The 24,439-nt window shown below is 61.6% G+C and carries 20 protein-coding genes and 1 riboswitch; of the genes, 14 read left to right on the top strand and 6 right to left on the bottom strand.

Annotated features, from left to right (window positions below):
* Positions 1–196: 196 nt before the first annotated feature.
* Entirely contained in the window at positions 197–529 is a 333-nt protein-coding gene (locus tag NF676_RS03105; protein ID WP_252887216.1) for a DMT family transporter, read from the bottom strand.
* A gap of 107 nt (positions 530–636) precedes the next feature.
* Between NF676_RS03105 and NF676_RS03110 the strand changes: the two genes are divergently transcribed.
* Both NF676_RS03110 and waaA read left to right on the top strand, forming a co-directional pair.
* A complete protein-coding gene (locus tag NF676_RS03110; protein WP_252883067.1) occupies positions 637–1,533 on the top strand; it encodes a LysR family transcriptional regulator in 897 nt (298 codons plus the stop codon).
* Between the two features lie 11 nt (positions 1,534–1,544).
* A complete protein-coding gene (gene waaA, locus NF676_RS03115; protein ID WP_252887217.1) occupies positions 1,545–2,819 on the top strand; it encodes a lipid IV(A) 3-deoxy-D-manno-octulosonic acid transferase in 1,275 nt (424 codons plus the stop codon).
* 91 nt (positions 2,820–2,910) lie between these two features.
* Here waaA and NF676_RS03120 read toward each other — a convergent pair whose 3' ends face one another.
* On the bottom strand, positions 2,911–4,344 hold the full coding sequence (locus NF676_RS03120) for a TolC family outer membrane protein (protein ID WP_041477642.1): 1,434 nt from the start codon (positions 4,342–4,344) through the stop codon (positions 2,911–2,913).
* Between the two features lie 204 nt (positions 4,345–4,548).
* Positions 4,549–4,654, top strand: a riboswitch (TPP riboswitch).
* 145 nt (positions 4,655–4,799) lie between these two features.
* On the opposite strand from NF676_RS03120, the gene thiC reads away from it, so the two are divergent.
* Together thiC and cytX are read left to right on the top strand one after the other, a co-directional pair.
* Positions 4,800–6,689, top strand: coding sequence for a phosphomethylpyrimidine synthase ThiC (gene thiC, locus NF676_RS03125; protein ID WP_095180980.1), 1,890 nt, complete (start codon positions 4,800–4,802; stop codon positions 6,687–6,689).
* 140 nt (positions 6,690–6,829) lie between these two features.
* Positions 6,830–8,122, top strand: coding sequence for a putative hydroxymethylpyrimidine transporter CytX (gene cytX, locus NF676_RS03130; protein WP_252887218.1), 1,293 nt, complete (start codon positions 6,830–6,832; stop codon positions 8,120–8,122).
* On the opposite strand, the gene NF676_RS03135 is transcribed toward cytX, so the two are convergent.
* Entirely contained in the window at positions 8,091–8,837 is a 747-nt protein-coding gene (locus NF676_RS03135) for an RsiV family protein (RefSeq protein WP_016771974.1), read from the bottom strand. The genes cytX and NF676_RS03135 overlap by 32 nt on opposite strands.
* Before the next feature lie 227 nt (positions 8,838–9,064).
* On the opposite strand from NF676_RS03135, the gene NF676_RS03140 reads away from it, so the two are divergent.
* From NF676_RS03140 to NF676_RS03180, 9 genes are all read left to right on the top strand, one after another.
* Positions 9,065–9,682 (top strand): NUDIX domain-containing protein, encoded by a 618-nt coding sequence (locus NF676_RS03140; RefSeq protein WP_024011344.1) that lies wholly within the window; start codon positions 9,065–9,067, stop codon positions 9,680–9,682.
* Entirely contained in the window at positions 9,673–10,125 is a 453-nt protein-coding gene (locus NF676_RS03145; RefSeq protein ID WP_016771972.1) for a DUF1249 domain-containing protein, read from the top strand. The genes NF676_RS03140 and NF676_RS03145 overlap by 10 nt, the downstream gene beginning before the upstream one ends.
* Positions 10,126–10,222: 97 nt before the next feature.
* Positions 10,223–11,038, top strand: a complete 816-nt coding sequence (gene cpdA / locus NF676_RS03150) for a 3',5'-cyclic-AMP phosphodiesterase (protein ID WP_252868692.1) — start codon at positions 10,223–10,225, stop codon at positions 11,036–11,038.
* A 290-nt stretch (positions 11,039–11,328) separates the two neighbouring features.
* A complete protein-coding gene (locus NF676_RS03155; protein WP_095180976.1) occupies positions 11,329–11,937 on the top strand; it encodes a YqiA/YcfP family alpha/beta fold hydrolase in 609 nt (202 codons plus the stop codon).
* 41 nt (positions 11,938–11,978) lie between these two features.
* Positions 11,979–13,886: a DNA topoisomerase IV subunit B gene (gene parE / locus NF676_RS03160; protein ID WP_095180975.1), complete on the top strand. Its 1,908-nt coding sequence runs from the start codon at positions 11,979–11,981 to the stop codon at positions 13,884–13,886.
* A complete protein-coding gene (locus NF676_RS03165) occupies positions 13,886–14,875 on the top strand; it encodes an esterase-like activity of phytase family protein (RefSeq protein WP_252887219.1) in 990 nt (329 codons plus the stop codon). Before parE ends, NF676_RS03165 begins: the two co-directional genes overlap by 1 nt.
* Positions 14,872–15,396: a retropepsin-like aspartic protease family protein gene (locus tag NF676_RS03170; RefSeq protein WP_151552195.1), complete on the top strand. Its 525-nt coding sequence runs from the start codon at positions 14,872–14,874 to the stop codon at positions 15,394–15,396. The genes NF676_RS03165 and NF676_RS03170 overlap by 4 nt, the downstream gene beginning before the upstream one ends.
* A 7-nt stretch (positions 15,397–15,403) precedes the next feature.
* Positions 15,404–17,668 carry a DNA topoisomerase IV subunit A gene (gene parC, locus NF676_RS03175; RefSeq protein WP_024011349.1) on the top strand — a complete coding sequence of 755 codons (2,265 nt, stop codon included), beginning with the start codon at positions 15,404–15,406 and terminating at the stop codon, positions 17,666–17,668.
* Positions 17,669–17,853: 185 nt separating this feature from the next.
* Positions 17,854–18,564, top strand: a complete 711-nt coding sequence (locus tag NF676_RS03180; RefSeq protein WP_024011350.1) for a PqiC family protein — start codon at positions 17,854–17,856, stop codon at positions 18,562–18,564.
* A 231-nt stretch (positions 18,565–18,795) separates the two neighbouring features.
* Here the strand turns inward: NF676_RS03180 and NF676_RS03185 are convergent, their stop codons facing one another.
* Complete coding sequence (locus tag NF676_RS03185) at positions 18,796–20,307, bottom strand: AhpA/YtjB family protein (protein ID WP_041477649.1); 1,512 nt, start codon at positions 20,305–20,307, stop codon at positions 18,796–18,798.
* Positions 20,308–20,441: 134 nt separating this feature from the next.
* On the opposite strand from NF676_RS03185, the gene serB reads away from it, so the two are divergent.
* Positions 20,442–21,656: a phosphoserine phosphatase SerB gene (serB, locus tag NF676_RS03190; protein ID WP_041477650.1), complete on the top strand. Its 1,215-nt coding sequence runs from the start codon at positions 20,442–20,444 to the stop codon at positions 21,654–21,656.
* A gap of 91 nt (positions 21,657–21,747) precedes the next feature.
* Here the strand turns inward: serB and NF676_RS03195 are convergent, their stop codons facing one another.
* Both NF676_RS03195 and asd read right to left on the bottom strand, forming a co-directional pair.
* Entirely contained in the window at positions 21,748–23,496 is a 1,749-nt protein-coding gene (locus tag NF676_RS03195) for a cyclic-di-GMP receptor FimW-related protein (protein WP_252887220.1), read from the bottom strand.
* 66 nt (positions 23,497–23,562) lie between these two features.
* Positions 23,563–24,423 (bottom strand): archaetidylserine decarboxylase, encoded by an 861-nt coding sequence (asd, locus tag NF676_RS03200; RefSeq protein WP_024011354.1) that lies wholly within the window; start codon positions 24,421–24,423, stop codon positions 23,563–23,565.
* Positions 24,424–24,439 lie beyond the last annotated feature (16 nt).

Below are 24,439 nucleotides of genomic sequence, written 5' to 3' on the forward strand. Positions count from 1 at the left end.
ACCTCAGTGCTCAAGACGAGGGCGCAGTATACAGACTCGGGAAAGGGGCGGATTTGTCGATGATCAACATGCCGAACATATGGGCCAATGTGGGAGCGAGCCTGCTCGCGAAGAGGGAATGCCAGTCGACATATGTGTTGACTGATGTACCGCATTCGCGAGCAGGCTCGCTCCCACAGGGGATTGTGTCTGGCAGTTAATGGCCGGCGGTTTTCGAGAACAATTGAATCACCACCACGCCCAGCACGATCAACGCCATCCCCAGCATCGCCGGGATATCCAGCTTCTGCCCATAGATAAACAGTGCCGCCACGCTGACCATCACAATGCCCATACCGGCCCAGACCGCGTAGGCCACGCCGACCGGTACGGTGCGCACCACCAGCGTCAGCATCCAGAATGCAATCCCGTAGCCGACAATCACCAGAATCAGCGGTAGAGGAGTGCTGAAGCCCCTGACCGCTTTCATCGAAACGGTGGCGATCACTTCGGCGCAGATGGCGATGGCCAGATAGACGTAGGCGTTCATGGTTTGATCCTCAAATAAAACGTTGCTTGCTGAGGCGACATTCTAGGGATTGCTCAGATGGGGTAAAGTCATTAGCTATCTGTTCAGTAGATAGGTTGAAAAAACGCATGCAATGGAATCTCGAGCAGTTGCGAGTATTTGTCGATGTCGCCGAACAGCGTTCTTTCTCCGCCGTGGCGCGTCGACAACGCAAGGCGCAGTCGGCGATCAGCAGCGCTGTTGCGATGCTCGAAGAGGATTTGGGCGTGAGCCTGTTCGAGCGCAGCAGTGGCCGTCAGCCCAGTCTCACCGAGGCGGGCGAGGCGTTGCTGGAAGAGGCGCGGGAAGTGTTGCGCCAGTGCGAGCGCCTCAACGGCAGGGCCATGGCCATGCTGCGCGGCCAGGAGGCGCAGTTGCGGGTGGCCCAGGACGAGGCGATGCCCTATCAGGCGCTGGTGGAAAGTTTCGGCGAACTGGCCGAGCAGTTTCCCAGCCTGGAAGTGCAACTGACCAGCGCCGCCCAAGGCGAAGTCGCGCGCAAACTGGTCGAACGCCGGGCCGATCTTGGCTTGTTGTTCTATCACGATGAAATCCCCGAAGCCCTTGAGCGGCGCGTACTGGGTCGAGTGGAAATGGTCACGGTCTGTGGCGTCAATCATCCGTTGGCGCAGCAGTCCTATGTGACCTGCCAGCAACTGGCGCAGCACCGGCAATTGCTGATGTCGACGCAGACCAGCGTCTATCCCGGCAACGAGCCGGCCAGCCCACAGGTATGGCGCGCCGACAGTTTTTACGTAATGTCCGAATGGCTGGTGCGCGATCTCGGCTGGGCCTGGTTGCCGCGCCACGTTGTGCAGTACTCGGCGTATCAAGGCCAGATGATTGAGCTCGACAGCGAATGGACGCCGCCAGCGCTGGTGGTGGAACTGGTCTGGCGCCGCGACGAACCGCTCGGCCCGGCCGCGCGCTGGCTGGCGGAACGTTTTGCCGTGCACTTGCGGGCGATCGGCGACAAAAGCCGATAAACTCCGCCGCCATGAATAGAACTCTCTACACCGCGCTGTTTTACTTGGGGCTGCCATTGGTGGCGATTCGGCTATGGCTGCGTGCGCGCAAGGCGCCGGCGTATGCCAAACGGATTGGCGAACGTTTCACTTATCGCATGCCCACCCTGCAGCCCGGTGGCATCTGGGTGCACGCGGTGTCGGTCGGCGAAAGCATTGCCGCCGCGCCGATGATCCGCGCGCTGCTGGACCGCTATCCGACGCTGCCGATCACCGTGACCTGCATGACCCCGACCGGTTCGGAGCGGATTCAGGCACTGTTCGCCAACGAGCCGCGCATTCAACACTGCTATCTGCCGTATGACTTGCCTTGTGCGGCGGCGCGTTTTCTTGATCGCGTACAGCCCAGGCTTGCAGTGATCATGGAGACCGAGCTGTGGCCTAACCATATTCATCAATGTGCCAAGCGCGGGATTCCGGTGGCGTTGGCCAATGGGCGGTTGTCGCAGCGTTCCGCCAAAGGCTATGGCCGCTTCAGCAAACTCACTGCGCCGATGCTCGCCGAGATGAGTTTGCTGGCCGTGCAGACCGCAGCCGAGGCCCAGCGCTTCCGCGATCTTGGCGCACGTCCGGAAACTGTCGAGGTCACCGGTTCGATCAAGTTCGACCTGACCATCGACCCGCAACTGTTGCAGCGTGCAGCCGAACTGCGCAGCCGGTGGCAGGCGCAGGATCGCCCGGTATGGATCGCTGCGAGCACCCACGAAGGCGAAGACGAAGTGGTGCTCGACGCCCATCGTCGTTTGCTGGGCAGTCATCCCGATGCGTTGCTGATTCTGGTGCCGCGTCATCCCGAGCGTTTCAATTCGGTGTTCGACTTGTGCCAGCGCGAAGGTTTCGCCACGGTACGTCGCTCGACCGGGGCCAATGTCGATGCGCAAACGAGCGTGCTGCTCGGCGACACCATGGGTGAGTTGCTGTTTCTCTATGCCCTGGCCGACAGCGCATTTGTCGGCGGCAGTCTGGTGCCGAACGGCGGGCACAACCTGCTCGAACCCGCCGCGCTGGCGAAACCGGTACTCAGCGGCCCACACCTGTTCAACTTCCTCGACATCGCCGCGCAACTGCGCGAAGCCGGGGCGTTGGCCGAAGTGGATGATGCCGAAGGGCTCGCAGTCGAGGTGCAGCGCTTGTTCGAACTGCCGCGTGATGCGCAGCGCATGGCCGAGGCCGGGCTGGCGGTGATGCGGCGCAATCAGGGCGCGTTGCAGCGGCTGCTGGATAGCTTGGGCAGATTGATCAAGTAAGCAAAAAGATCGCAGCCTTCGGCAGCTCCTACAGTTGGAATGCATTTCCCTGTAGGAGCTGCCGAAGGCTGCGATCTTTTGTTTTTAACGCTTAAGGCCGGGCCTTGAGCTGCGCCTCAGCCGCCGACGCCAGATCCGGCGGCAGGAAATCCTTGTCCGGGTTGTAATCGGCTTTCAGATAGCGCCGCAGATCTTCCAGATCACCCGGGTTCAGCGTCCCCGCCGCCTGCTTCAGGCGCAGGTTGTCGAGGATGTAGTCGTAGCGGGTGTTGTTGTAGTTGCGCACCGAGGTGTACAGCTGGCGCTGCGCGTCGAGCACGTCGACGATGTTGCGCGTGCCGACCTGATAGCCGATTTCCGTGGCTTCCACTGCACTTTGGTTGGAGATGATCGACTGGCGGCGCGCCTGCACTTGCTCGACGTCGGTGTTCACCGCGCGGTGCAGATTGCGGGTGTTTTCCACCACTTGCCGGCGCAGCGATTCGCGCTGCTGTTCGCTCTGATCCAGTTGCGCATAGGACTGACGCACTTGCGAACTGGTCAGCCCGCCGCTGTAGATCGGGATGTTCAGTTGCAGGCCCAGCGTGCTCTGCTCGACGTTGCCGCCGTACGGCGCGCCGAACGAGTTGGGGTTGGCGAAGCCGAGGGCGTCGTTGTCGCCTTTCTCGTATTTGGCCACGGCGTCGAGGGTCGGCAAGTGGCCGGCCTTGCGCTGCCTGAGCGTCTGCTCGGCGGAGCTGACCGCGTAGTTGCTGGCGAGCAGATTGAGGTTCTGCCGCGCCGCCGTGTCGACCCAGGATTTCGCATCGTTGGGCGAAGGCGGCAGAATCGGCAGCGTGTGGACGATGCCCTGAATCGAGTTGTACTGACGGTTGGTCAGGGTGATCAACGCCTGGAACGCATCATCGACCTGACGCTGGGCGACGATGCGGTTGGCTCGCGCGGTGTCGTAACTGGCTTGCGATTGCAGCACGTCGGTCTTGTCCGAAAGGCCGACATCGAAGCGCTCGTTGGACTGATCGAGCTGACGTTTGAACGCCGCTTCTTCAGCCTTGGTCGAGGCCAGATTGTCCTGGCTGCGCAGCACGTTGAAGTAGCTTTCGGCGCTCTGCAGGATCAGGTTCTGCTCGGTCGCCGACAGCTGCAGTGCGGCCTGCTCGTTAACGTCCTTGGCTGCTTGATACTGGAACCAGCGATCGGCGCGGAACAGCGGCTGCGCGAGGGTCGCCTGGTAGGAATGCGCGCTGCGGTTGGCGATGGCCGAAGGCTGGTCGATCGAGGTGCGCACGTCGGCGACTTCGGCGCCACCGGACAGGTTCGGCAGCAGACCGGCGCGGGCCTGCGGCACCACTTCTTTCTGCGCGCCATACTGGGCGCGGGCCGCCGCGAGGTCGGCGTTGTTGTCGACCGCTTCCTGATAGACGCTGACCAGATCGGTTTTGGTCGACAAGGGTGCTTCCGCTGCCCAGGCCATTGTGTTGGACGCACAGGACACGGCAACAGCCAATGAAAGTTTGCGCAGCATGAGGCGATCCCTAGCATGAATATTATGGAAGTAATCCGGGCGCCAAAGGTAAGGCGCAGCCCGCACAGCGTCAAGGCTGGGCAGGCCAAGCGAGTGTAGTTGCGCATTGCTCCGGCAACAATCGGCCAGCCTGGGTATTTACGCCATTCATCATGGCGTTCGCTGCGGTGTTGGCGTTCCTCGGTGGTTGTGTCTAGACTGGCCGGGTTCTTGTCGGGGTGCCTTGCTATGAGGCTGAGATCGAATAATTTCGGATCCCGTTGAACCTGATCAGGTTAGCGCCTGCGTAGGGAACAAGATTTCTCGTCACCCGGCGAGTCCTCTTGTGCTTCGTCCGGGATATTGTTCGACAATCGAACGCTCATGACGAATGCACAGCACCGGTCCTGGTGCGTCCGTGCCTTTCAGGTTCTGCTCCGACAATCCACTGCTGGATGCTGTCTGGAGAGCCCGTGATGACAACAAAAGAAAAAAACGCGATCAACCTGAGTGACTCGGCCAAGGTCGACGAGCAATCGGTCAAGCCGTTCACCCGTTCGCAAAAAATCTACGTTCAGGGCTCGCGCCCGGACATCCGCGTGCCGATGCGCGAAATCAGCCTCGATGTAACCCCGACCGATTTCGGCGGCGAGATCAATGCGCCGGTCACGGTCTACGACACCTCCGGCCCGTACACCGATCCGAACGTGGTCATCGATGTGCGCAAAGGCCTTGGCGATGTGCGTTCAGCGTGGATCGATGACCGTGGCGATACCGAGCGCCTGCCGGGCCTGAGCTCGAACTTCGGCCAGCAGCGTCTGGCCGATGCCGAACTGACCAAACTGCGCTTCGCTCACGTCAACAACCCGCGCCGCGCCAAGGCCGGGGCCAACGTCAGCCAGATGCACTACGCGCGCAAAGGCATCATCACCGCCGAGATGGAATACGTCGCCATCCGCGAAAACATGAAGCTGCAAGAGGCCCGTGCGGCCGGTTTGCTCAAGCAGCAACATGCCGGCCACAGCTTCGGCGCAAGCATTCCGCAAGAAATCACCCCTGAATTCGTCCGCGAAGAAATCGCTCGCGGCCGCGCGATCATTCCCGCCAACATCAACCACGTCGAACTGGAACCGATGATCATCGGCCGTAACTTCCTGGTGAAGATCAACGGCAACATCGGCAACAGCGCCCTGGGTTCTTCGATCGAAGAAGAAGTGGCGAAACTGACCTGGGGCATTCGCTGGGGCTCGGACACGGTGATGGACCTGTCCACCGGCAAACACATTCACGAAACCCGCGAGTGGATCATCCGCAACTCGCCGGTGCCGATCGGTACCGTGCCGATCTATCAGGCGCTGGAGAAGGTCAACGGCGTCGCTGAAGACCTGACCTGGGAGTTGTTCCGCGACACCCTGATCGAACAGGCCGAGCAGGGCGTCGACTACTTCACCATTCACGCCGGCGTGCTCCTGCGCTACGTGCCGCTGACCGCCAAGCGCGTCACCGGCATCGTCTCCCGTGGCGGTTCGATCATGGCCAAGTGGTGCCTGGCGCACCACAAAGAGAACTTCCTCTACACCCACTTCGACGAAATCTGCGAAATCATGAAGGCCTACGACGTCAGCTTCTCGCTGGGCGATGGCCTGCGTCCGGGCTCCATTGCCGACGCCAACGACGAAGCGCAATTCGGCGAACTGGAAACCCTCGGCGAGCTGACCAAGATCGCCTGGAAGCACGACGTGCAATGCATGATCGAAGGCCCGGGCCACGTGCCGATGCAGTTGATCAAAGAGAACATGGACAAGCAGCTCGAATGCTGCGACGAGGCGCCGTTCTACACCCTCGGCCCGCTGACTACCGACATCGCTCCGGGCTACGACCACATCACCTCGGGTATCGGCGCGGCGATGATCGGCTGGTTCGGTTGCGCGATGCTCTGCTACGTGACGCCGAAGGAGCACTTGGGCCTGCCGAACAAGGATGACGTGAAGACCGGGATCATCACTTACAAGATCGCCGCACACGCAGCGGACCTGGCCAAGGGACACCCGGGCGCGCAGATCCGTGATAACGCACTGAGCAAGGCGCGTTTCGAGTTCCGCTGGGAGGACCAGTTCAACCTCGGCCTGGACCCGGACACCGCACGCTCCTATCACGACGAAACCCTGCCGAAGGACTCGGCCAAGGTCGCGCATTTCTGCTCGATGTGCGGGCCGAAATTCTGCTCGATGAAGATCACCCAGGAAGTCCGTGAATACGCGGCCAACCAACGCATCGACGCGGTTGACGTGGACGTCGCCAAAGGTCTGGCGGAACAGGCCGAGCGGTTCAAGAAGGAAGGCAGTCAGCTGTACAAGAAAGTTTGACCCCGTACTGATCGTTCCCACGCTCCGCGTGGGAATGCAGCCCGTGACGCTCCGCGTCACTGGACGCGGAGCGTCCCGAGAGGCATTCCCACGCAGAGCGTGGGAACGATCACACCAAATGTCCCTTTGAGATAACACCCTTGAGCATTCAACCCGGCACTTATTCCCCCGACCTCGCCGTCCCCGCTGAAAAGCGTGTGTTCGGCGGGCGCGATCTGTTTTCCCTGTGGTTCTCCCTCGGCATCGGCCTGATGGTTTTGCAGACCGGCGCATTGCTCGCGCCGGGTCTGGGTCTGTCCGGTTCTTTGCTGGCCATCTTCCTCGGCACGCTGGTCGGCGTGCTGTTGCTGGCTGCTGTCGGCTTGATCGGCAGCGACACCGGCCTGTCATCGATGGCGGCGCTGAAGCTCAGCCTCGGCAGCAAAGGCGCGAGCCTGCCGGCGCTGCTCAATCTGCTGCAACTGATCGGCTGGGGCTCGTTCGAAATCATCGTCATGCGCGATGCCGCCAGTCTGCTCGGCACCCGCGCCTTCAGCGAAGGTTCGCTGTGGGCCAGTCCGATTCTGTGGACGCTGTTCTTCGGCGCGCTGGCGACCTTGCTCGCGGTGAGCGGGCCGTTGACGTTCGTGCGGCAGATTCTGCGCAAGTGGGGCATCTGGCTGTTGCTCGCCGCGTGCCTGTGGCTGACCTGGAACCTGTTCGCCAAAACCGACCTCGCGGCGCTGTGGGTGCGCGCCGGTGACGGCTCGATGCCGTTTGCCGTGGGCTTCGACATTGCCATCGCCATGCCGCTGTCATGGCTGCCGCTGATTGCCGACTACTCGCGTTTCGGCAAGCGTGCGAAGAATGTTTTCGGTGGCACGGCTGTCGGTTTTTTCATCGGTAATTTCTGGCTGATGAGCCTTGGCGTGGCCTACACCCTGGCGTTCGCGCCGAGCGGTGAAGTCAATGCGTTGCTGCTGGCCTTGGCTGGCGCCGGCCTGGGCATTCCGCTGTTGCTGATTCTGCTCGACGAGTCGGAAAACGCTTTTGCCGACATTCACTCGGCGGCGGTATCGAGCGGGATTCTGTTGCGTCTGAAAGTCGAGCATCTGGCCTTGGCCATCGGCGTGATCTGCACGCTGATCGCACTGCTGGCGCCATTGGCGCAGTACCAGAATTTCCTGCTGTTGATCGGCTCGGTGTTCGCGCCGCTGTTCGGCGTGGTGCTGGTGGATCACTTCATTCTGCGCAAACGCAGTGCTCAGGTCGCGTCAGCCGCATTGCGCTGGCCGGCGTTGCTGGCGTGGCTGGGTGGTGTGAGCACCTACCACTTGCTGGCGAATCTGTATCCGGATGTCGGCGCAACCCTGCCGGCGCTGGTGCTGGCAGGGCTGTTGCAGTTAGTGCTGGGCCGGGCCTTCAGTTACGGCCGGGAAACAGCTCAGGCTTGAGAATGCCGTTCAGGCGCGGGTAAGGAATCTTCAGTTCGACGTGGCCCAGCGCATAAGGCGCGATGGTAGTCACGTCGTACTTGAGGATCACGCCACCATAGGTCAGCGCCACGTGCGGGGTTTTCACGAACGGCCAGTTCGCGACGAATTCCGCCTCCTGATCGAGCTTGGTACTGATCAGCCAACTGTTGTGCGCCACTTGCGCGGCTTTCCAGAACGCCTCTTCCTGCCCCGGCAGCAACATGTCGGACAGGTTCAGCACCTTGTGCTGCTGGCGCGAATAGTTGATGAAACCGCGACCCGGCGTGCCGTGGGCGCCGCCGGTGTCGAGGTAGCTCGACAGCTCGATGATCACCAGTCCGTCATGCTGCTCGCGTACTTTCGCTTGCAGATAGCTGCTGTTGCGCGGGCCGGCGCTGGCGAGGAACTGCTCGCGGTAGGCGGCCAGGGTTGGCGCTACCGGTGCGTTCTTCTCGGTGCGGGTCATTTGCAGCAGACGTTTTTCGATGATGCCGTCCAGTGCCGGCTCGTCCGGGAAGCGCAGGGTGTCGATGTTCACCAGCGGGCAATCGGGATTGGAACAGCCGGGTTTGAGTTGTTCCGAGGCGTCGCGGGTGGTTTCCAGCGGCGTGCGATAGTTGGGCTGGAACAGGCTGGCACAGGCGCCCAGAGTCAGGGCAATAGCGGCCACGGAGGCAATTTTGAAAAGCGACATGGGCGTCCTTTCGAAAGCAGGGGAAGGCAAAAAGATACCGCTTCGACTCTCAACGGAGCAGTCAGTTCGCCACTAAGCTGATTAGAGTGTGTTTCAGCTTCACCGTCCATCCCGCTGACGGTAAAGGGGCTGCATCAAACGGTGCGGGCGCGTTAGGATGGCGCGAAGTCGAGGTTGCCGGTTGTACACAGCAACCTCGTAATGGATGTGCAGTAAAGAGGAAGATTATGACTGACTTTGCCAACGCCATTCCGACCGCCGTGGATATCGTGCGGCGCGAAAAATGCTACGAGGGCTTTTACAAGCTTGACCGTGTGCACCTGCGCCATGAGCTGTTCGCCGGTGGCATGAGCCGCGAGATCAATCGTGAAATCTTCGTGCGCCACGATGCCGTGTGCGTCCTGCCTTACGATCCGCAGCGCGATGAAGTGGTGTTGATCGAGCAGTTTCGTGTCGGCGCCATGGGCAAGGCCGACAACCCATGGCTGGTCGAACTGGTCGCCGGTCTGATCGACAAGGATGAGCAACCGGAAGAAGTTGCTCACCGCGAGGCGCAGGAGGAAGCTGGGCTGGACATCAAGGCGCTGTGGCCGATGACCAAGTATTTCCCCTCGCCGGGTGGCAGCAACGAGTTCGTGCATTTGTATCTGGGACGTTGCAGCACCGACGGTGTCGGCGGTCTGCACGGGCTGGAAGAAGAGGCCGAAGACATTCGCGTAACGGTCTGGGCATTTGAAGATGCCTTGCAGGCCGTGCGTGACGGACGTATTGCCAACGCGGCGAGCATCATCGCCTTGCAGTGGCTGGCGCTCAACCGCGCCGAAGTGAGGGGGCTATGGTCGTAAACAAGCTGCGCGATCGTTATCGGGTTGACCTCGTAGGGCTGCAAGCCGCCTGCGAGGCCAACTACGCGCGCCTGATGCGACTGCTGCCGGACATGCGCAACGAACCCGAGGCGCGGCGTATCGCTGTGACCCAGGGCGAGCAGATGCTTGGCGTGCTCGCTCTCGAGGTGTTGCAGACCTGCCCGTACACCACGACCTTGCAGGTGCGCCAGGAGCACAGTCTGCCGTGGTTGCCGGTGCCGCAACTGGAAGTGCAGGTCTACCACGACGCGCGCATGGCCGAAGTGGTCAGCGCCGAGCATGCACGACGCTTTCGCGGCATCTATCCTTATCCGAACGCCGCCATGCACCAGCCCGATGAAAAGGCCCAGCTCAATGTGTTTCTGGGCGAATGGCTGAGTCATTGCCTGGCGTTGGGGCACGAGTACGAAGTCGTTCGCTAGTTGTGAACTGCGTCCGCTTCGGCGGTTTCCCCTTTTTGTCATCCCCCAGCATAATTGCCGCACCCATCCATTGCGTGCTTAGCCCCGGGAGAGCGCCTTGCCCAGCGTATCGACATTGACCAGCGCCGACCCGGCGCTGCTGGTGCAGTTGTCCGACAGCCACTTGTTCGCCGAGGCGGACGGCACGCTGCTGGGCATGAAGACCCGCGAGAGCCTGCAAAGGGTCATCGACCTGGTGTTGGCGCAACAGGCGCAGATCGACCTGGTGCTGGCCACCGGCGATATTTCCCAGGACGGCACGCTGCAGTCGTATCAGGCATTCCGCCAACTGAGCGCGCAGATCAGTGCACCCGCGCGCTGGATTCCCGGCAATCACGACGAGCCGATGGTCATGGCCGAGGCGGCGGTGCAAAGCACGCTCCTGGAGCCGGTGGTCGATATTGGCAATTGGCGGGTGACGATGCTGGACTCGGCGGTGCCGGGTTCGGTGCCGGGCTATCTGCAGGATGATCAATTGCAACTGCTCGCCCGCGCGCTGAGCGAGGCGCCTGAGCGCCATCATCTGGTGTGCCTGCATCATCACCCGGTGTCGATCGGCTGCGCGTGGATGGAGCCGATCGGCTTGCGCAACCCGGAAGCGTTCTTTGAAGTGCTGGATCGCTTCCCGCAGGTTCGCGCGGTGCTGTGGGGGCATGTGCATCAGGAAATCGATCGCGACCGCAATGGCGTGCGCTTGATGGCCTCGCCCTCGACGTGTATCCAGTTCGAGCCGGGGAGTGCGGATTTCAAAGTGGGCGAGCAGGCGCCGGGGTATCGCTGGTTGCGATTGTTGCCGGACGGGAAATTGGAAACGGGCGTCGAAAGAGTCAGCGACTTCGAGTTCACAGTCGATTACGGCTCCAACGGTTACTGAACTGACAATCAAAGACCCTCACCCCAGCCCTCTCCCAGAGGGAGAGGGGGCCGACCGCGGTGTCTTTGGCTGTGCATCGACCTGAAACAGCGATATCGATTATGGATTCGCAGCAAAACGCTCAGGTCGGTGTAGCTCTCGAATATCCCCCAGTCGGTTCCCTCTCCCTCCGGGAGAGGGTTAGGGTGAGGGCAGCTTGTGCTGTCACACCAATTTATTGAACCCACCCCCAATCCCGGTCCTTCTCCCTGTAAACTCCGCTATCTTTCGCCGACAGCCAGGGAGCTCAAATGTCCGGTTCGATCCTCTATATCCACGGTTTCAACAGCGCGCCGGCCTCGAAGAAGGCCTGTCAGCTGGTCGCGGTCATGGAGCAGCTGGGTTTGAGCGGGCAATTGCGCGTGCCGGCGCTGCATCACCATCCGCGTGAAGCCATCGGTCAGCTCGAGCAGGCAATCGCCGAGCTGGGCCGGCCGTTGCTGGTGGGAAGTTCGCTCGGCGGCTACTATGCGACTCACCTGGCCGAGCGCCATGGCCTGAAAGCCCTGCTAGTCAACCCGGCGGTCAGCCCGCACCGGATGTTCGATGGTTATCTGGGCACGCAGCAGAACCTCTACACCGATGAAACCTGGGAACTGACCCACGACCACGTCACGGCGCTGGCCGAACTGGAAGTGCCACCACCGCAGGATCCGCAGCGTTATCAGGTCTGGTTGCAAACCGGCGACGAAACACTGGATTATCGCCTCGCCCAACAGTATTACCGCGCCTGTGCCCTGCGCATCCAGGCGGGCGGCGACCACAGTTTCCAGGGCTTTGCCGGGCAATTGCCGGCGTTGCTGAGTTTTGCCGGCATGGCTGCCGATATGTATCAGGCAATCGATTTCACCACGCTGTGAAGTCTTGCCCCTCTTTCATGAATGACTGACGACGAGACCTTATGGCCACTCCCAGCGCTAGTTCTTATAACGCCGACGCCATCGAAGTCCTCTCGGGCCTCGACCCGGTGCGCAAACGCCCCGGCATGTACACCGACACCAGTCGGCCGAACCACCTCGCCCAGGAAGTCATCGACAACAGCGTCGACGAAGCCCTGGCCGGTCACGCCAAATCGGTGCAGGTCATCCTGCACGCCGACCATTCGCTGGAAGTCAGCGACGACGGCCGTGGCATGCCGGTCGACATTCACCCGGAAGAGGGTGTGTCCGGCGTCGAGCTGATCCTCACCAAGCTGCATGCGGGCGGCAAGTTCTCCAACAAGAACTACCAGTTCTCCGGCGGCTTGCACGGTGTGGGTATTTCCGTGGTCAACGCGCTGTCGACCGAAGTGCGCGTACGGGTCAAACGTGACGGCAACGAATACCAGATGACCTTCAAGGACGGCTTCAAGGCCTCCGAGCTGGAAATCGTCGGCACCGTCGGCAAGCGCAACACCGGCACCAGCGTGTACTTCGCGCCGGACCCGAAATACTTCGACTCACCGAAATTCTCCATCAGCCGCCTCAAGCATGTGCTCAAGGCCAAGGCTGTGTTGTGCCCGGGCTTGCTGGTCAGCTTCGAAGACAAAGGCACCGGCGAGAAAGTCGAGTGGCATTACGAAGATGGCCTGCGCTCCTACCTGGTCGATGCGGTCAGCGAATTCGAACGTCTGCCCAACGAGCCGTTCTGCGGCGCTTTCGCCGGTAATAAGGAAGCGGTCGACTGGGCACTGTTGTGGCTGCCGGAAGGTGGCGACGCGGTGCAGGAAAGCTACGTCAACCTGATCCCGACCGCCCAGGGCGGTACGCACGTCAACGGCCTGCGTCAGGGTCTGCTCGACGCGATGCGCGAGTTCTGCGAGTTCCGCAGCCTGCTGCCACGCGGCGTGAAACTCGCGCCGGAAGACGTCTGGGAGCGCATCGCTTTTGTCTTGTCGATGAAGATGCAGGAACCGCAATTCTCTGGCCAGACCAAAGAGCGTCTGTCTTCCCGAGAAGCGGCGGCGTTCGTTTCCGGTGTGGTCAAGGATGCGTTCAGCCTGTGGCTCAACGCCAATCCGGAAACCGGTCTGGCCCTGGCCGAATTGGCGATCAACAACGCCGGCCGCCGTCTCAAGGCGAGCAAGAAAGTCGAGCGCAAACGCGTCACCCAAGGTCCGGCGCTGCCAGGCAAACTGGCTGACTGCGCCGGGCAGGACCCGATGCGTTCCGAGCTGTTCCTGGTCGAGGGTGACTCCGCCGGCGGTTCGGCCAAACAGGCGCGGGACAAGGAGTTCCAGGCGATCCTGCCGTTGCGCGGCAAGATCCTCAACACGTGGGAAGTCGACGGCAGCGAAGTGCTCGCCAGCCAGGAAGTGCATAACATCGCCGTGGCGATCGGCGTCGATCCGGGCGCCGCGGACATGAGCCAGCTGCGCTACGGCAAGATCTGCATCCTCGCCGACGCCGACTCCGACGGTCTGCACATTGCGACTTTGCTGTGTGCGCTGTTCGTCCAGCATTTCCGCCCGTTGGTGGATGCCGGTCACGTCTACGTGGCGATGCCGCCGCTGTACCGCATCGACCTCGGCAAAGAGATCTACTACGCCCTCGACGAAGCCGAGCGCGACGGCATTCTCGATCGCCTGGTGGCCGAGAAGAAACGCGGCAAGCCGCAGGTCACCCGATTCAAAGGCCTGGGCGAAATGAACCCGCCGCAACTGCGTGAAACCACCATGGACCCGAACACCCGGCGTCTGGTGCAGTTGACGCTGGGCGAAGACTTCGCCGAAACCTCGGAAATGATGGATATGCTGCTGGCGAAGAAACGCGCCGGTGACCGCAAGACCTGGCTCGAATCCAAAGGCAACCTCGCCGAGGTGCTGGCCTGATGCAGTTTGGCTGGGCCTTGGCGGGTGCGTTGCTGCTGAGTGCGCTGAGCGTGTCGGCCGAGCCGCTGCAACAATTGCGGCTGCTTTCCGAACACCCGGTCGAAGGCATGCGCGGCGGTAACCTGTCGGGTCTGGCCATGTGCGGCAAAGAGCTGTGGACCGTTTCCGATCGCGATGACGAGCAGATCTATCGGCTCGATACCCGCGATCCGGTCTGGCAGGCGCAAACCGTGCACATCGACGTGCCGCCTGTGCCGGAGAGCGGCTTGCCGTGGGGCTTGAGCTCGCGTACCTGGGCGGCGTCGTTCATTCGCGGGGGCGAACTGGATTTCGAAGGCATCAGTTGCGACAGCGTGGGCAATCGCTACATCGTCAGCGAAGCCCATGCGGCGGTGTTGCAGGTGCCGGTCAGTGGCCCGGCGAACTGGCTGAAAATCTCGCCGCTGCTGGTTCGCGAAGCGCGGGCGAGCGGCCTGCTGCTGAAGTTCAATTCGATCTTCGAAGGCCTGGCGATCAACCCGGCCGGTGATCAGATTTGGCTGGCCGCCGAACGGCAAAAGCGCGGCCTGCTGCTGATCAAGCGCCAGCAGACGGTGTGGGATTGTGACGGTCGCTGCGTGCTGCTCAGTGAGGGCGGCAAGGAGATGCAGCCGCCACAGTTTCCCAAGGCGAAAGCGGTTCATCGCGACTTTTCCGATATTTCCTTGTTCAACGGCAAGCTTTTTACCCTGGAACGCAACGCTTTCGAGATCTGCCGTCGCGATGCACAGACGGCCAAGGTCGAGCAATGCTGGTCGTATGCTGGCGAACTGTTGCAGGAAAATCGCCGTTACTCGCAGAACTACGGACTGGAAGAAGCGCTGATCATTGATGCCGAAGGTGCGTGGATCGGCGTCGACAACAATTTTGGCCCACGTGCTGATGGCGAAGTCCGCCCGGTGGTCTGGCGCTTCGCCGCGCCGGACGGTGGCTGGAGTGCCAGGCCATGAGCCAGCAACCGCCGGGCAAGCGTGCCGGTCGGGTGTTGATGATCCTCGCCTGGTGCGCGGCGCTGTTTCTCGCGACGCGGTTTTTCGGTCAGTGGGAGCAGCGCCAGCAGAATCCGAACATCGTGGTTACGTCGGAGCAGGGCGAAGGTTTTATCGAAGTGAAACTGGTGAGCAATGCCCAAGGGCATTTTGTTGCCAGCGGCCAGATCAACGGTGAGCCGGTCGAGTTCATGCTCGATACCGGCGCGACCGATGTGGCGATTCCGGCGGATCTGGCCAAGCGTTTGAAGCTGCAAGAAGGTTTCGGCGTGACCCTGAGCACGGCCAATGGCCTGAGCCAGGGCTATCGAACGAAAATTGCCCGCCTGCAACTGGGCGACATCGTGCTGCGGGATGTCCGCGCACTGGTGGCGCCGGGACTGCATGGCGACCAGGTGCTGCTCGGCATGAGCGCCCTGAACAAACTTGAATTTACCCAGCGCGGTGGCACCATGCTGCTGCGCCAGACAACGAACCGATGAGGCCCGCATGAGCGACTCCCTTGATCTCAGCCTGGACGGTGTAGAACGCCGCTCGCTGGCTGACTTCACCGAAAATGCCTACCTCAACTACTCCATGTACGTGATCATGGACCGCGCCTTGCCGCATATCGGCGACGGCCTGAAGCCGGTACAGCGGCGTATCGTCTACGCCATGAGCGAACTGGGGCTGGACGCTGATTCCAAGCACAAGAAATCGGCGCGTACCGTCGGTGACGTGCTCGGCAAGTTCCACCCTCACGGCGATTCGGCGTGCTACGAAGCGATGGTGCTGATGGCGCAGCCGTTCAGCTATCGCTACACGCTGGTCGACGGCCAGGGCAACTGGGGTGCGCCGGACGATCCGAAGTCCTTCGCGGCCATGCGTTACACCGAAGCGCGGCTGTCGCGCTATTCCGAAGTGCTGCTCAGCGAACTGGGCCAGGGCACCGCTGACTGGGGACCGAACTTCGACGGCACCCTGCAGGAGCCGCTGGTGTTGCCGGCGCGCCTGCCGAACATTCTGCTCAACGGCACCACTGGTATCGCCGTGGGCATGGCCACCGATGTGCCGCCGCACAACCTGCGCGAAGTCGCCACCGCCTGCGTGCGCTTGCTGGATGAGCCGAAAGCCACGGTCGAACAGCTCTGCGAACACATTCAGGGTCCGGATTATCCGACCGAAGCGGAAATCATCACGCCGCGCGCCGACCTGCTGAAGATGTACGAAACCGGCAAGGGCTCGGTGCGTATGCGCGCCGTGTACCACGTCGAGGATGGCGACATCATCGTCACCGCGCTGCCGCATCAGGTCTCCGGCGCCAAGGTGCTGGAGCAGATCGCCGCGTTGATGCAGGCCAAACCGTCGAAAGCGCCGCAGATCGCCGATCTGCGTGACGAATCCGACCACGAAAACCCGTGCCGCATCGTGATCATCCCGGTCAACAGCCGCGTCGATCACGAAGCGCTGATGCAGCACCTGTTCGCCAGCACCGAACTGGAGTCGACCTACCGGGTCAACGTCAACATCATCGGCCTGGACGGCAAGCCACAGCTGAAAAACCTCCGTGCGCTGCTGGTCGAATGGCTGGAATTCCGCGTGCTGACCGTGCGTCGCCGCCTGCAATTTCGCCTCGACAAGGTCGAACGGCGCCTGCACCTGTTGGACGGTTTGCTGATCGCCTACCTCAACCTGGATGAAGTAATTCACATCATCCGTACCGAGGAGCATCCGAAAGCCAAGCTCATTGAGCGTTTCGCCCTCAGCGAGATTCAGGCCGACTACATCCTCGACACCCGCTTGCGTCAGTTGGCGCGACTGGAAGAGATGAAGCTGCGCGACGAGCAGGACGAACTGCTCAAGGAACAAGCCAAGCTGCAAGCCCTGCTGGGCAGCGAAGCGAAGCTGAAGAAACTGGTGCGCACCGAGCTGCTCAAAGACGCCGAAACCTACGGCGACGACCGCCGTTCGCCAATCGTCGAGCGCGCCGAAGCCAAGGCGTTGAGCGAGCACGATCTGCTGCCGAACGAGAAAGTCACCGTCGTGCTGTCTGAAAAAGGCTGGGTGCGTTCGGCCAAGGGCCACGACATCGACGCTACCGGTTTGTCGTACAAGGCCGGCGATGGCTTCAAGACCTCGGCGGCGGGGCGCTCCAACCAGTTTGCCGTGTTCATCGATTCCACCGGTCGCAGCTACTCGGTTGCCGCGCATACCTTGCCGTCGGCCCGTGGCCAGGGCGAACCCTTGACCGGCCGTCTGACGCCGCCACCGGGCGCTTCGTTCGAATGCGTGCTGATGCCCGAAGACGATGCGCTGTACGTGATTGCGTCCGATGCCGGTTACGGCTTCGTGGTCAAAGGCGAAGACCTGCAAGCGAAGAACAAGGCCGGCAAGGCCCTGTTGAGCCTGCCGAACAACGCCAAGGTCATCGCGCCGCGCCCTGTGGCCGATCGTGAGCAGAACTGGCTGGCCTCGGTCACGACCGAAGGTCGCCTGCTGATCTTCAAAATCAGCGATCTGCCACAATTAGGTAAGGGCAAAGGCAACAAGATCATCGGTATATCCGGTGAACGCGTGGCCAGTCGCGAAGAATATGTCACGGACATCGCCGTCCTGCCGGAAGGCGCCACCCTGGTATTGCAGGCTGGCAAACGGACCCTGTCGCTGAAAGCCGACGACCTCGAGCACTACAAAGGTGAGCGTGGACGGCGCGGAAACAAACTTCCGCGGGGCTTCCAGAGAGTGGATGCGCTGCTCGTCGAAAACCTCAATTAGGCGAGAACGCCTTCCTAGAGCGTTCGATCTGCGATTAAACGCGTAGATCGACGCTTTGGCGCTGGAGTCGGAACGCATATTCACGGATGATATGGCCTTTCAAGCGCCGGCGTGGCCGAGCGTTCTTCATATTTATTGAGTATTTTCACTGTGGTCAGCCTTGTGGCGGCCACCTGGACGGGATGATGACTGCTCTACGCCCCCTTATTTTGTTGCTCGCCGGCGTTCTTGGCCTGGCGGGTTGCAGCGTTCACCAGCCGGTGTCGCTGTACCAACTGGACAGCGGAAGTCCGGTTCAGCCTGCGCAAAGCGCAGGCATGGCGGTTTTGCTGGGGCCGGTAGTTGTTGCCGATTACCTGCAACGCGAAACCCTGCTGCAACGTCAACCCGACGGCAGCCTGCAAGCGGCGACCGACGGTCGTTGGGCTGGCAGCCTTTCGTCGGATATCGATCAACTGCTGATGCGTCAGGTCGCCGGTCACCTGGACAGTCAGCGTGTGGTGCTGGCGCCTGCTACTGCCGGATTCACGCCGGATGTGCAGGTTCTGCTGACCATCACCCGTCTGGATTCCGGGGCGAAACAACCGGCGATTCTCGATGCGCAATGGCGTTTGATCGATCGTCGCGGCAAGGTGCGCGATAACCGCATCATTCACCTGCAGGAAACGCACGCCGGCAGCACCGCGTCCCAGGTGCAGGCACAAGGGGTTCTGTTGCAGCGTCTGGCCGAGCAGTTGTCGGTGGCGCTCAAGCCACTGGCCAACCAGCCGCCCGTGGCCGAGGCACCGCGTAAAGCCGCGCCGAAACCCGCAGCGCCAGCGGCGGATGCCGAGAAACAGCCGAAGATTCCAATGGCCTCGCCGATTCGTACCGATATGGAAGTGTTTCGCTTCTGAGGCTGGAACGAGTCAGAACAGAGCCCGCCTTGTGCGGGCTTTGTTGTATCTGGGGGGCAGAGATTATTCGTCTTCAACGCTGGCCACTTCGCGAGCAGGCTCGCTCCCACATTTGATCGGCGGCGAGCAGACCTGGTGGGAGCGAGCCTGCTCGCGAAGGGGCCAGCGCAGGCAACAAAAAGCCCGCAGACAATCACTCGTCTGCGGGCTTTTGCGTATCGGGCCTAAGCCTTACGCCCGGCGCTCATGCATCCGCGCCAGTTGCCGCTCCAGCATCGACGGATACGGCTCCATCAACCGCTCCACACAGCAAGCGCCCTCAGGGCTGGCGATCGGCCGGATCCGCGCACGCTGGCGGATCAGCGTGTCATCGCTGATCTTGCGCTCGACCAGCAGCAGATTGCGGCTGTGTTGCGACAAGGCCAGTGCATCCTGGGCCGAATCGGTCAGCAGCAGATCAATCTGGCTCAGACCGAACAACTCATCGCCCAAGGTCAGGCCCAGCTGCAATTGCAGGGTGATGCCGCTGTCTGCGACCTCGATCTGCAACTGATGACCCAGAGCACGCAGCAATTCGCCGCAGCAGATGGCATTGGTCAGGTAGTCGTCGCCGCAATCTTCGGTATGGAACAGCAGCAGCGTGCTGCCATCGTTGAGAGTTTCGATTTCGCCCTGATACAGCGACGCGGCCTGCTCGAGGCAGTCGCGATAGCGATCCTGCAGTTCTTCCAGGCGTGCGCGAGGCAAGCGACGCAGTTGTTCCTGCGATCCCAATTGCACGGCCAGTACGGCGGTGTGCTGTGGCACGTCAGGGCTCGGTTTGCGCGTGAGCGGTTGGGCGGCGCCGTTCAGCGATTCGTCGCGCAGGTCGGCGAAGGCGTCATCGTCATCATCGTCTTCGACCGTGCTGACCAGGTGACGCGGCGCCGGTTTCTTCGCGGCCAGCGGGCGGCTTTCGTCGAAGCTCGGATCGCGCAGGTTACGCACCTCGAATTCAGGCTCGTCTTCTTCCTCGGCGAATTCCGGCTCGGGTTCGGGCTCAGGCTCCGGTTCCGGGGCGTAGCTGGCATGCAGCTGGCGCGCCAGATCGCCGATTTCATCCTGGCGATCGATGCCCGGGGTGTGCGCGTCGATGCGGCGCAGCCACACGCGCAATTGCAGCAACGGCGTCGACAGATAGCGGCCCATGCGCAGACTCAGAGCCAATGACAGCGCCAGCAGAATCGCGCTCAGAATGCCCATGCTTTGCAGGCTGATGGTCATCGGCTGCTGGAACTGATCCATGTCCAGGCTGATGCGCAGTTGCCCGGCAGTCACGTCCTGGAAAGTGATCTTGCTCTCGTACATGCCCTCGGCTTCGCCCAACAGGCTGTGCTTGGGACGCTGACCGGACTCGGCGAGGATGCGGTTGTCCACACTGTAGATTGCCGCGTGGGCGACCAGTTTGTTCTTGGTCAGGTTGTTGAGCAGCACGTTGAGGCTGAGGATGTCGTTGGACACCAGCAGCTCGGTGGCGGAGGTGGCGGTCTGCGTGGTCAGGCTTTCGCCCAGCGCATCGGCCTGCTCGTGCATGGCCTGCTTGAATTGCAGCCCCATCACCCCGGCATAGATCACCAGGGCCAGAGCGACCAGGATCACGTTGTGGCTGGCAATGCGCAATGCAATCGGTACACGGCGGTGGCGCAGTGCACGGAAGATCAGCAGGAAGAAGTTATCGGTTTTGACTGGCGTGGGCCGGTTCACTTGAGCTCGGCTCTTTGTCCGTGAAGTTGACGCGCAGTATAGCGACAGGCCCCAGACCGGCAAAGCGCTCGCGGTGCCCGATGGTCACTGAAAGTGGGTAGAATGCGGTTTTTTTCCAGTTGCGGGGGTGCGCGTTGCGCGAAATCGTCCTGATTAACATCACGGGAGTCGACCGTCCCGGTCTGACAGCGGCCATCACCGGTGTTCTGGCACAAGGTGGTGTGAACATTCTCGACATCGGTCAGGCGGTGATCCACGACACCCTGTCGTTCGGCATCCTGGTTGAAATTCCCGATTCCGAACAGGGCAAGTCAGTGCTCAAGGACATCCTGTTCAAGGGCTACGAACTGGATCAGCAAGTGCGTTTCACCCCGGTGTCCGAAGAGGATTACCAGCAGTGGGTGGGCAATCAGGGCAAGAAACGCCATATCGTTACCCTGCTGACGCGCAAAGTCACCGCCGGCCAATTGCAGGCGGTCAGCGCGATCACCGCCAAATATGGCTTGAACATCGACCATATCGACCGTCTGTCGGGGCGCATGCCGCTGGACACGCCGGCCGACAAGGGCAAGGGTTGCATCGAGTTTTCCGTGCGCGGTGAAGCCGCCGATCCGCAGGCCCTGCGCGCCGAATTCCTCAGCGTTGCCCAGGAATTGAACGTCGACATCGCCTTCCAGGAAGACTCGCTATTTCGCCGCAACCGGCGTCTGGCGGTGTTCGACATGGACTCGACGCTGATCGAAGCGGAAGTCATCGATGAGCTGGCCAAAGCGGCCGGCGTGGGTGACCGGGTTTCGGAAATCACCGAGCGCGCCATGGCCGGTGAACTGGATTTCCGCGCCAGCTTCAAGGAGCGTCTGGCGCTGCTCAAGGGCCTCGACGTCAGCGTGCTCGACTCGATCGGCGCCTCGCTGCGCCTGACCGAAGGCGCCGAAACCCTGTTCGCCGAACTCAAACGCCTCGGCTACAAAACCGCCATCCTGTCCGGCGGCTTCACTTATTTCGCCAAGCAGCTGCAAGCCAGGCTGGGCATCGACTACGTGTTCGCCAACGAGCTGGAAGTGGTCGACGGCAAGTGCACCGGCGTGGCGATCGAGCCGATTGTCGATGCGCAGCGCAAGGCTGATCTGCTCAAGGAGCTGGCGCACAAGGAAGGGCTGCGTCTGGAGCAGACCATTGCTGTCGGCGACGGCGCCAACGACTTGCCGATGCTGGCGATTGCCGGGCTGGGCGTGGCGTTCCGCGCCAAACCGTTGGTCAAGCAGTCGGCGAAGCAGGCGATTTCAACGCTGGGGCTGGATGGTGTGTTGTATCTGCTGGGTTTCCGGGATCGTGACGGGCAGTTGTAACTGACAAAGCACAAAAATCGCAGCCTTCGGCAGCTCCTACATTTGGAATGCATTTCCCTGTAGGAGCTGCCGAAGGCTGCGATCTTTTGCTCTAAAGCGAATTCCACAACGAATCAAAATCCTCCTCACCCCCGCCATTCTGCGCAGGATCCAGCGAGCGATAGGCGAACTGATTGAAACTGTGCGTACTCGCCACCCGCCGATCCAGCCCGGCGCGGTGTTCTTCGCCTTGAGTGTTGATCAACACCTTGTTGCCTTCCTGAAACGGCAGGCGCGGCGCCAGTACGGTAGCCGGCAAGTCGATCGCGCTGATCTCAGGCAACAGCAAGCCGCGCAGATAATGGCTGTGATCGTCCTTGGAACGAACCAGTTGCAGCCCGCACGGCTGCGCGTGTGGCGCGACCAGTTCAATGCCCATCTGTGTGCCGCTGCCGCGCACCTGGCGAATCCAGCGAATCACCGCAATGCTCCAGCCGTTGCTCTCGCTGTCCTGAATGCCGAGCATTTCCCCGGCCTGCAATTCGGCCGGCACCTCGCTCGGCCAGGCCAGGCAATAGCCGCCGGGGCTGTGGTTGATCACCGGCAAGGCGTAAGTCGGATAGTTCGGCGCGTTGCCGGGGCCTTCGTCCTCGCCTAATTGGTCGTACTGGATTTCCTCGTATGGCAACAGCTCATCGTTGCCTTGCGGTGCGGCGTCGAACGCTTGACTCCAGCTGTCCTTTTCGCCGTTCACCACCACGCTGGTGAAGTTCGCCGCTCGCCCACCGGGATGTTTGAGCAATTCGCTAAAGGTGCGTTCGCCGCCGAGGTGGAAGTGCAGGGCGCTCATGCCGACGCACACGGTCAATGTGCCCTGGCCGGCGCTGCGCTGAAAACTGCGTTCGGCAGCCTGGCCCCAAGTGGCGTGCAGATGTTGCAGGGTATCGATGCTGAGACCGGCGGAAACAGGCAGGGGGGGCGAAGTCGGCTGCTGCAGCAGGTGCGTTTCGAGCTGCTTGACCAAGGGCTGCGGGTCGAAGCCCAGCAGCCCGCTCTGTTGTTCGCTGCGAAACATCTTGCGGTAGCGTGGACCAACATCCAGTTCCGGGCTGATGGCGAACAAACCGTCGTCGGCGCTGCCGGGATGCAGTTTGAGCAGGGCGCTCCACGGCTCGATCACCTCGGCCAGCCGAGCAATCTGACTCTGGCGTAATTGATTGCAACGGGCACTGCCCAATAGCAGCGCGGCGATGTAGGTCTGTTCGACGCTCAGTTCGCTGGTCAAAAACGCCAGATCATCGCGCAGCCGCCGTTGTTGCAGCTGTAATTGCGCAGCGCTGCGATACAGCTGATGCAATTCCAACCACACGTGTTCCGGCGGTGAACTGTACAGCTGCGTGGCGCGCACCAGTTGCGCCTTGAGGGCATGCGCGGCGCGTTGCAAGGCGGTGCCGACCAATGTCGCGCGATCCTTGCTGTATTTGGGCAGGATGCGCAGAACAATCTGTTTATAGCCGATGGCCAACTGAGCTTGCAGCGCCTGACACAGGTTGCTGACTTTGCGCGAACGCTCGTCGAGCATGATCGCCTGATGCAGAAAATGCCGTTCCAGATGCTGGCAGACGAAATACACCTCGGGCCGCAGCAGCTCAAGCAATTGCAGGCGATTGTCGCTGGGGGTGAGCAACAGGTTCAGTTCGCCGAGGCCTTGATACAGCAAGCGGGCGGTTTCGCCGATGTTGGCCTTGGGCAGGCCGGCGATCCAGCGCTTGAGGTCGCGCGGGCTGGCCTCGCAGAACGACAGGCGCGTTTGCGTGGGAGTCGGAGCGCGCAGCTTGGGAGAAAAGTTGGTCTGGCTCATGAGCAAAACCATAGCAGCAAATGCCGCGGTTTGCGGAAGCAGCCTCGGCTGCTTCCGCGAACAGGGTCACGCTTTTGGCAGTGCCAGGCCTTGGCCCATCTGCACGGGTGAACCGGCCACCAGCTCTTCGGCCCACTTCACCTGATCCGGGCCAAACAGCACGATCGCCGTCGAACCGAGCTTGAAGCGCCCAAGTTCCGCGCCTTTTTCCAGATGAATCGGTGCGCGTGCGGCTTCGTCGTAGCGGAAGGTTTTCAGCTCGCGCTTCGGTGGCGTGACCAGACCGGCCCACACGGTTTCGATCGAAGCGACAATCATCGCACCGACCAGCACCACGGCCATCGGCCCGCGTTCTGTATCGAAAATGCACGCCACGCGCTCGTTGCGGGCGAACAGCTCCGGGACGTTTTCGGCAGTGGTCTGGTTCACCGAAAAAATGCGGCCCGGGATGTAGACCATTTCGCGCAGGGTGCCGGCCAGCGGCATGTGCACGCGGTGGTAGTCCTTAGGCGACAGGTAAATGGTAGCGAAGTCGCCGCCCATGAACGGCGCTGCGTTGGCCGCATCCCCGCCGAGCAACTCCAGCACGCTGAAGCTGTGGCCCTTGGCCTGGAACACACGACCGTGCTCGATCGGGCCGAGCTGGCTGACCGCACCGTCGGCCGGGCTGAGGATTGCGCCCGGGGTCTCGTCCAGTGGACGCGCGCCGTCTTTCAGGGCACGCGTGAAGAAGGCGTTGAAGTGCTCGTAAGCGGTCAGGTCTTCGACCAGCGCTTGCGACATGTCCACTTGATAACGCTTGGCAAACCATTGGGTGAAGGCATTCTTGAACCAGCGCACGCGGCATTCGGCGATGCAGCCGGCCAGGCGCGACAGCAGGTGATGCGGCAGCAGGTACTGGCTGAGGATAAACAGACGCTCTTTCATTAGTTGTCCTTAAAAA

The sequence above is a fragment of the Pseudomonas siliginis genome, from assembly GCF_024072275.1.
GTDB classification, from domain to species: domain Bacteria; phylum Pseudomonadota; class Gammaproteobacteria; order Pseudomonadales; family Pseudomonadaceae; genus Aquipseudomonas; species Aquipseudomonas siliginis.

Bases quoted from the DNA above. Each gene is read 5' to 3' on its own strand.
- NF676_RS03105 (WP_252887216.1), bottom strand. From the start codon at position 529: ATGAACGCCTACGTCTATCTGGCCATCGCCATCTGCGCCGAAGTGATC.
- NF676_RS03170 (WP_151552195.1), top strand. From the start codon at position 14,872: ATGAGCCAGCAACCGCCGGGCAAGCGTGCCGGTCGGGTGTTGATGATC.
- parE (WP_095180975.1), top strand. From the start codon at position 11,979: ATGGCCACTCCCAGCGCTAGTTCTTATAACGCCGACGCCATCGAAGTC.
- parC (WP_024011349.1), top strand. From the start codon at position 15,404: ATGAGCGACTCCCTTGATCTCAGCCTGGACGGTGTAGAACGCCGCTCG.
- waaA (WP_252887217.1), top strand. From the start codon at position 1,545: ATGAATAGAACTCTCTACACCGCGCTGTTTTACTTGGGGCTGCCATTG.
- asd (WP_024011354.1), bottom strand. From the start codon at position 24,423: ATGAAAGAGCGTCTGTTTATCCTCAGCCAGTACCTGCTGCCGCATCAC.
- NF676_RS03110 (WP_252883067.1), top strand. From the start codon at position 637: ATGCAATGGAATCTCGAGCAGTTGCGAGTATTTGTCGATGTCGCCGAA.
- NF676_RS03195 (WP_252887220.1), bottom strand. From the start codon at position 23,496: ATGAGCCAGACCAACTTTTCTCCCAAGCTGCGCGCTCCGACTCCCACG.
- thiC (WP_095180980.1), top strand. From the start codon at position 4,800: ATGACAACAAAAGAAAAAAACGCGATCAACCTGAGTGACTCGGCCAAG.
- NF676_RS03145 (WP_016771972.1), top strand. From the start codon at position 9,673: ATGGTCGTAAACAAGCTGCGCGATCGTTATCGGGTTGACCTCGTAGGG.
- NF676_RS03140 (WP_024011344.1), top strand. From the start codon at position 9,065: ATGACTGACTTTGCCAACGCCATTCCGACCGCCGTGGATATCGTGCGG.
- NF676_RS03180 (WP_024011350.1), top strand. From the start codon at position 17,854: ATGACTGCTCTACGCCCCCTTATTTTGTTGCTCGCCGGCGTTCTTGGC.
- NF676_RS03165 (WP_252887219.1), top strand. From the start codon at position 13,886: ATGCAGTTTGGCTGGGCCTTGGCGGGTGCGTTGCTGCTGAGTGCGCTG.
- NF676_RS03155 (WP_095180976.1), top strand. From the start codon at position 11,329: ATGTCCGGTTCGATCCTCTATATCCACGGTTTCAACAGCGCGCCGGCC.
- NF676_RS03120 (WP_041477642.1), bottom strand. From the start codon at position 4,344: ATGCTGCGCAAACTTTCATTGGCTGTTGCCGTGTCCTGTGCGTCCAAC.
- NF676_RS03135 (WP_016771974.1), bottom strand. From the start codon at position 8,837: ATGTCGCTTTTCAAAATTGCCTCCGTGGCCGCTATTGCCCTGACTCTG.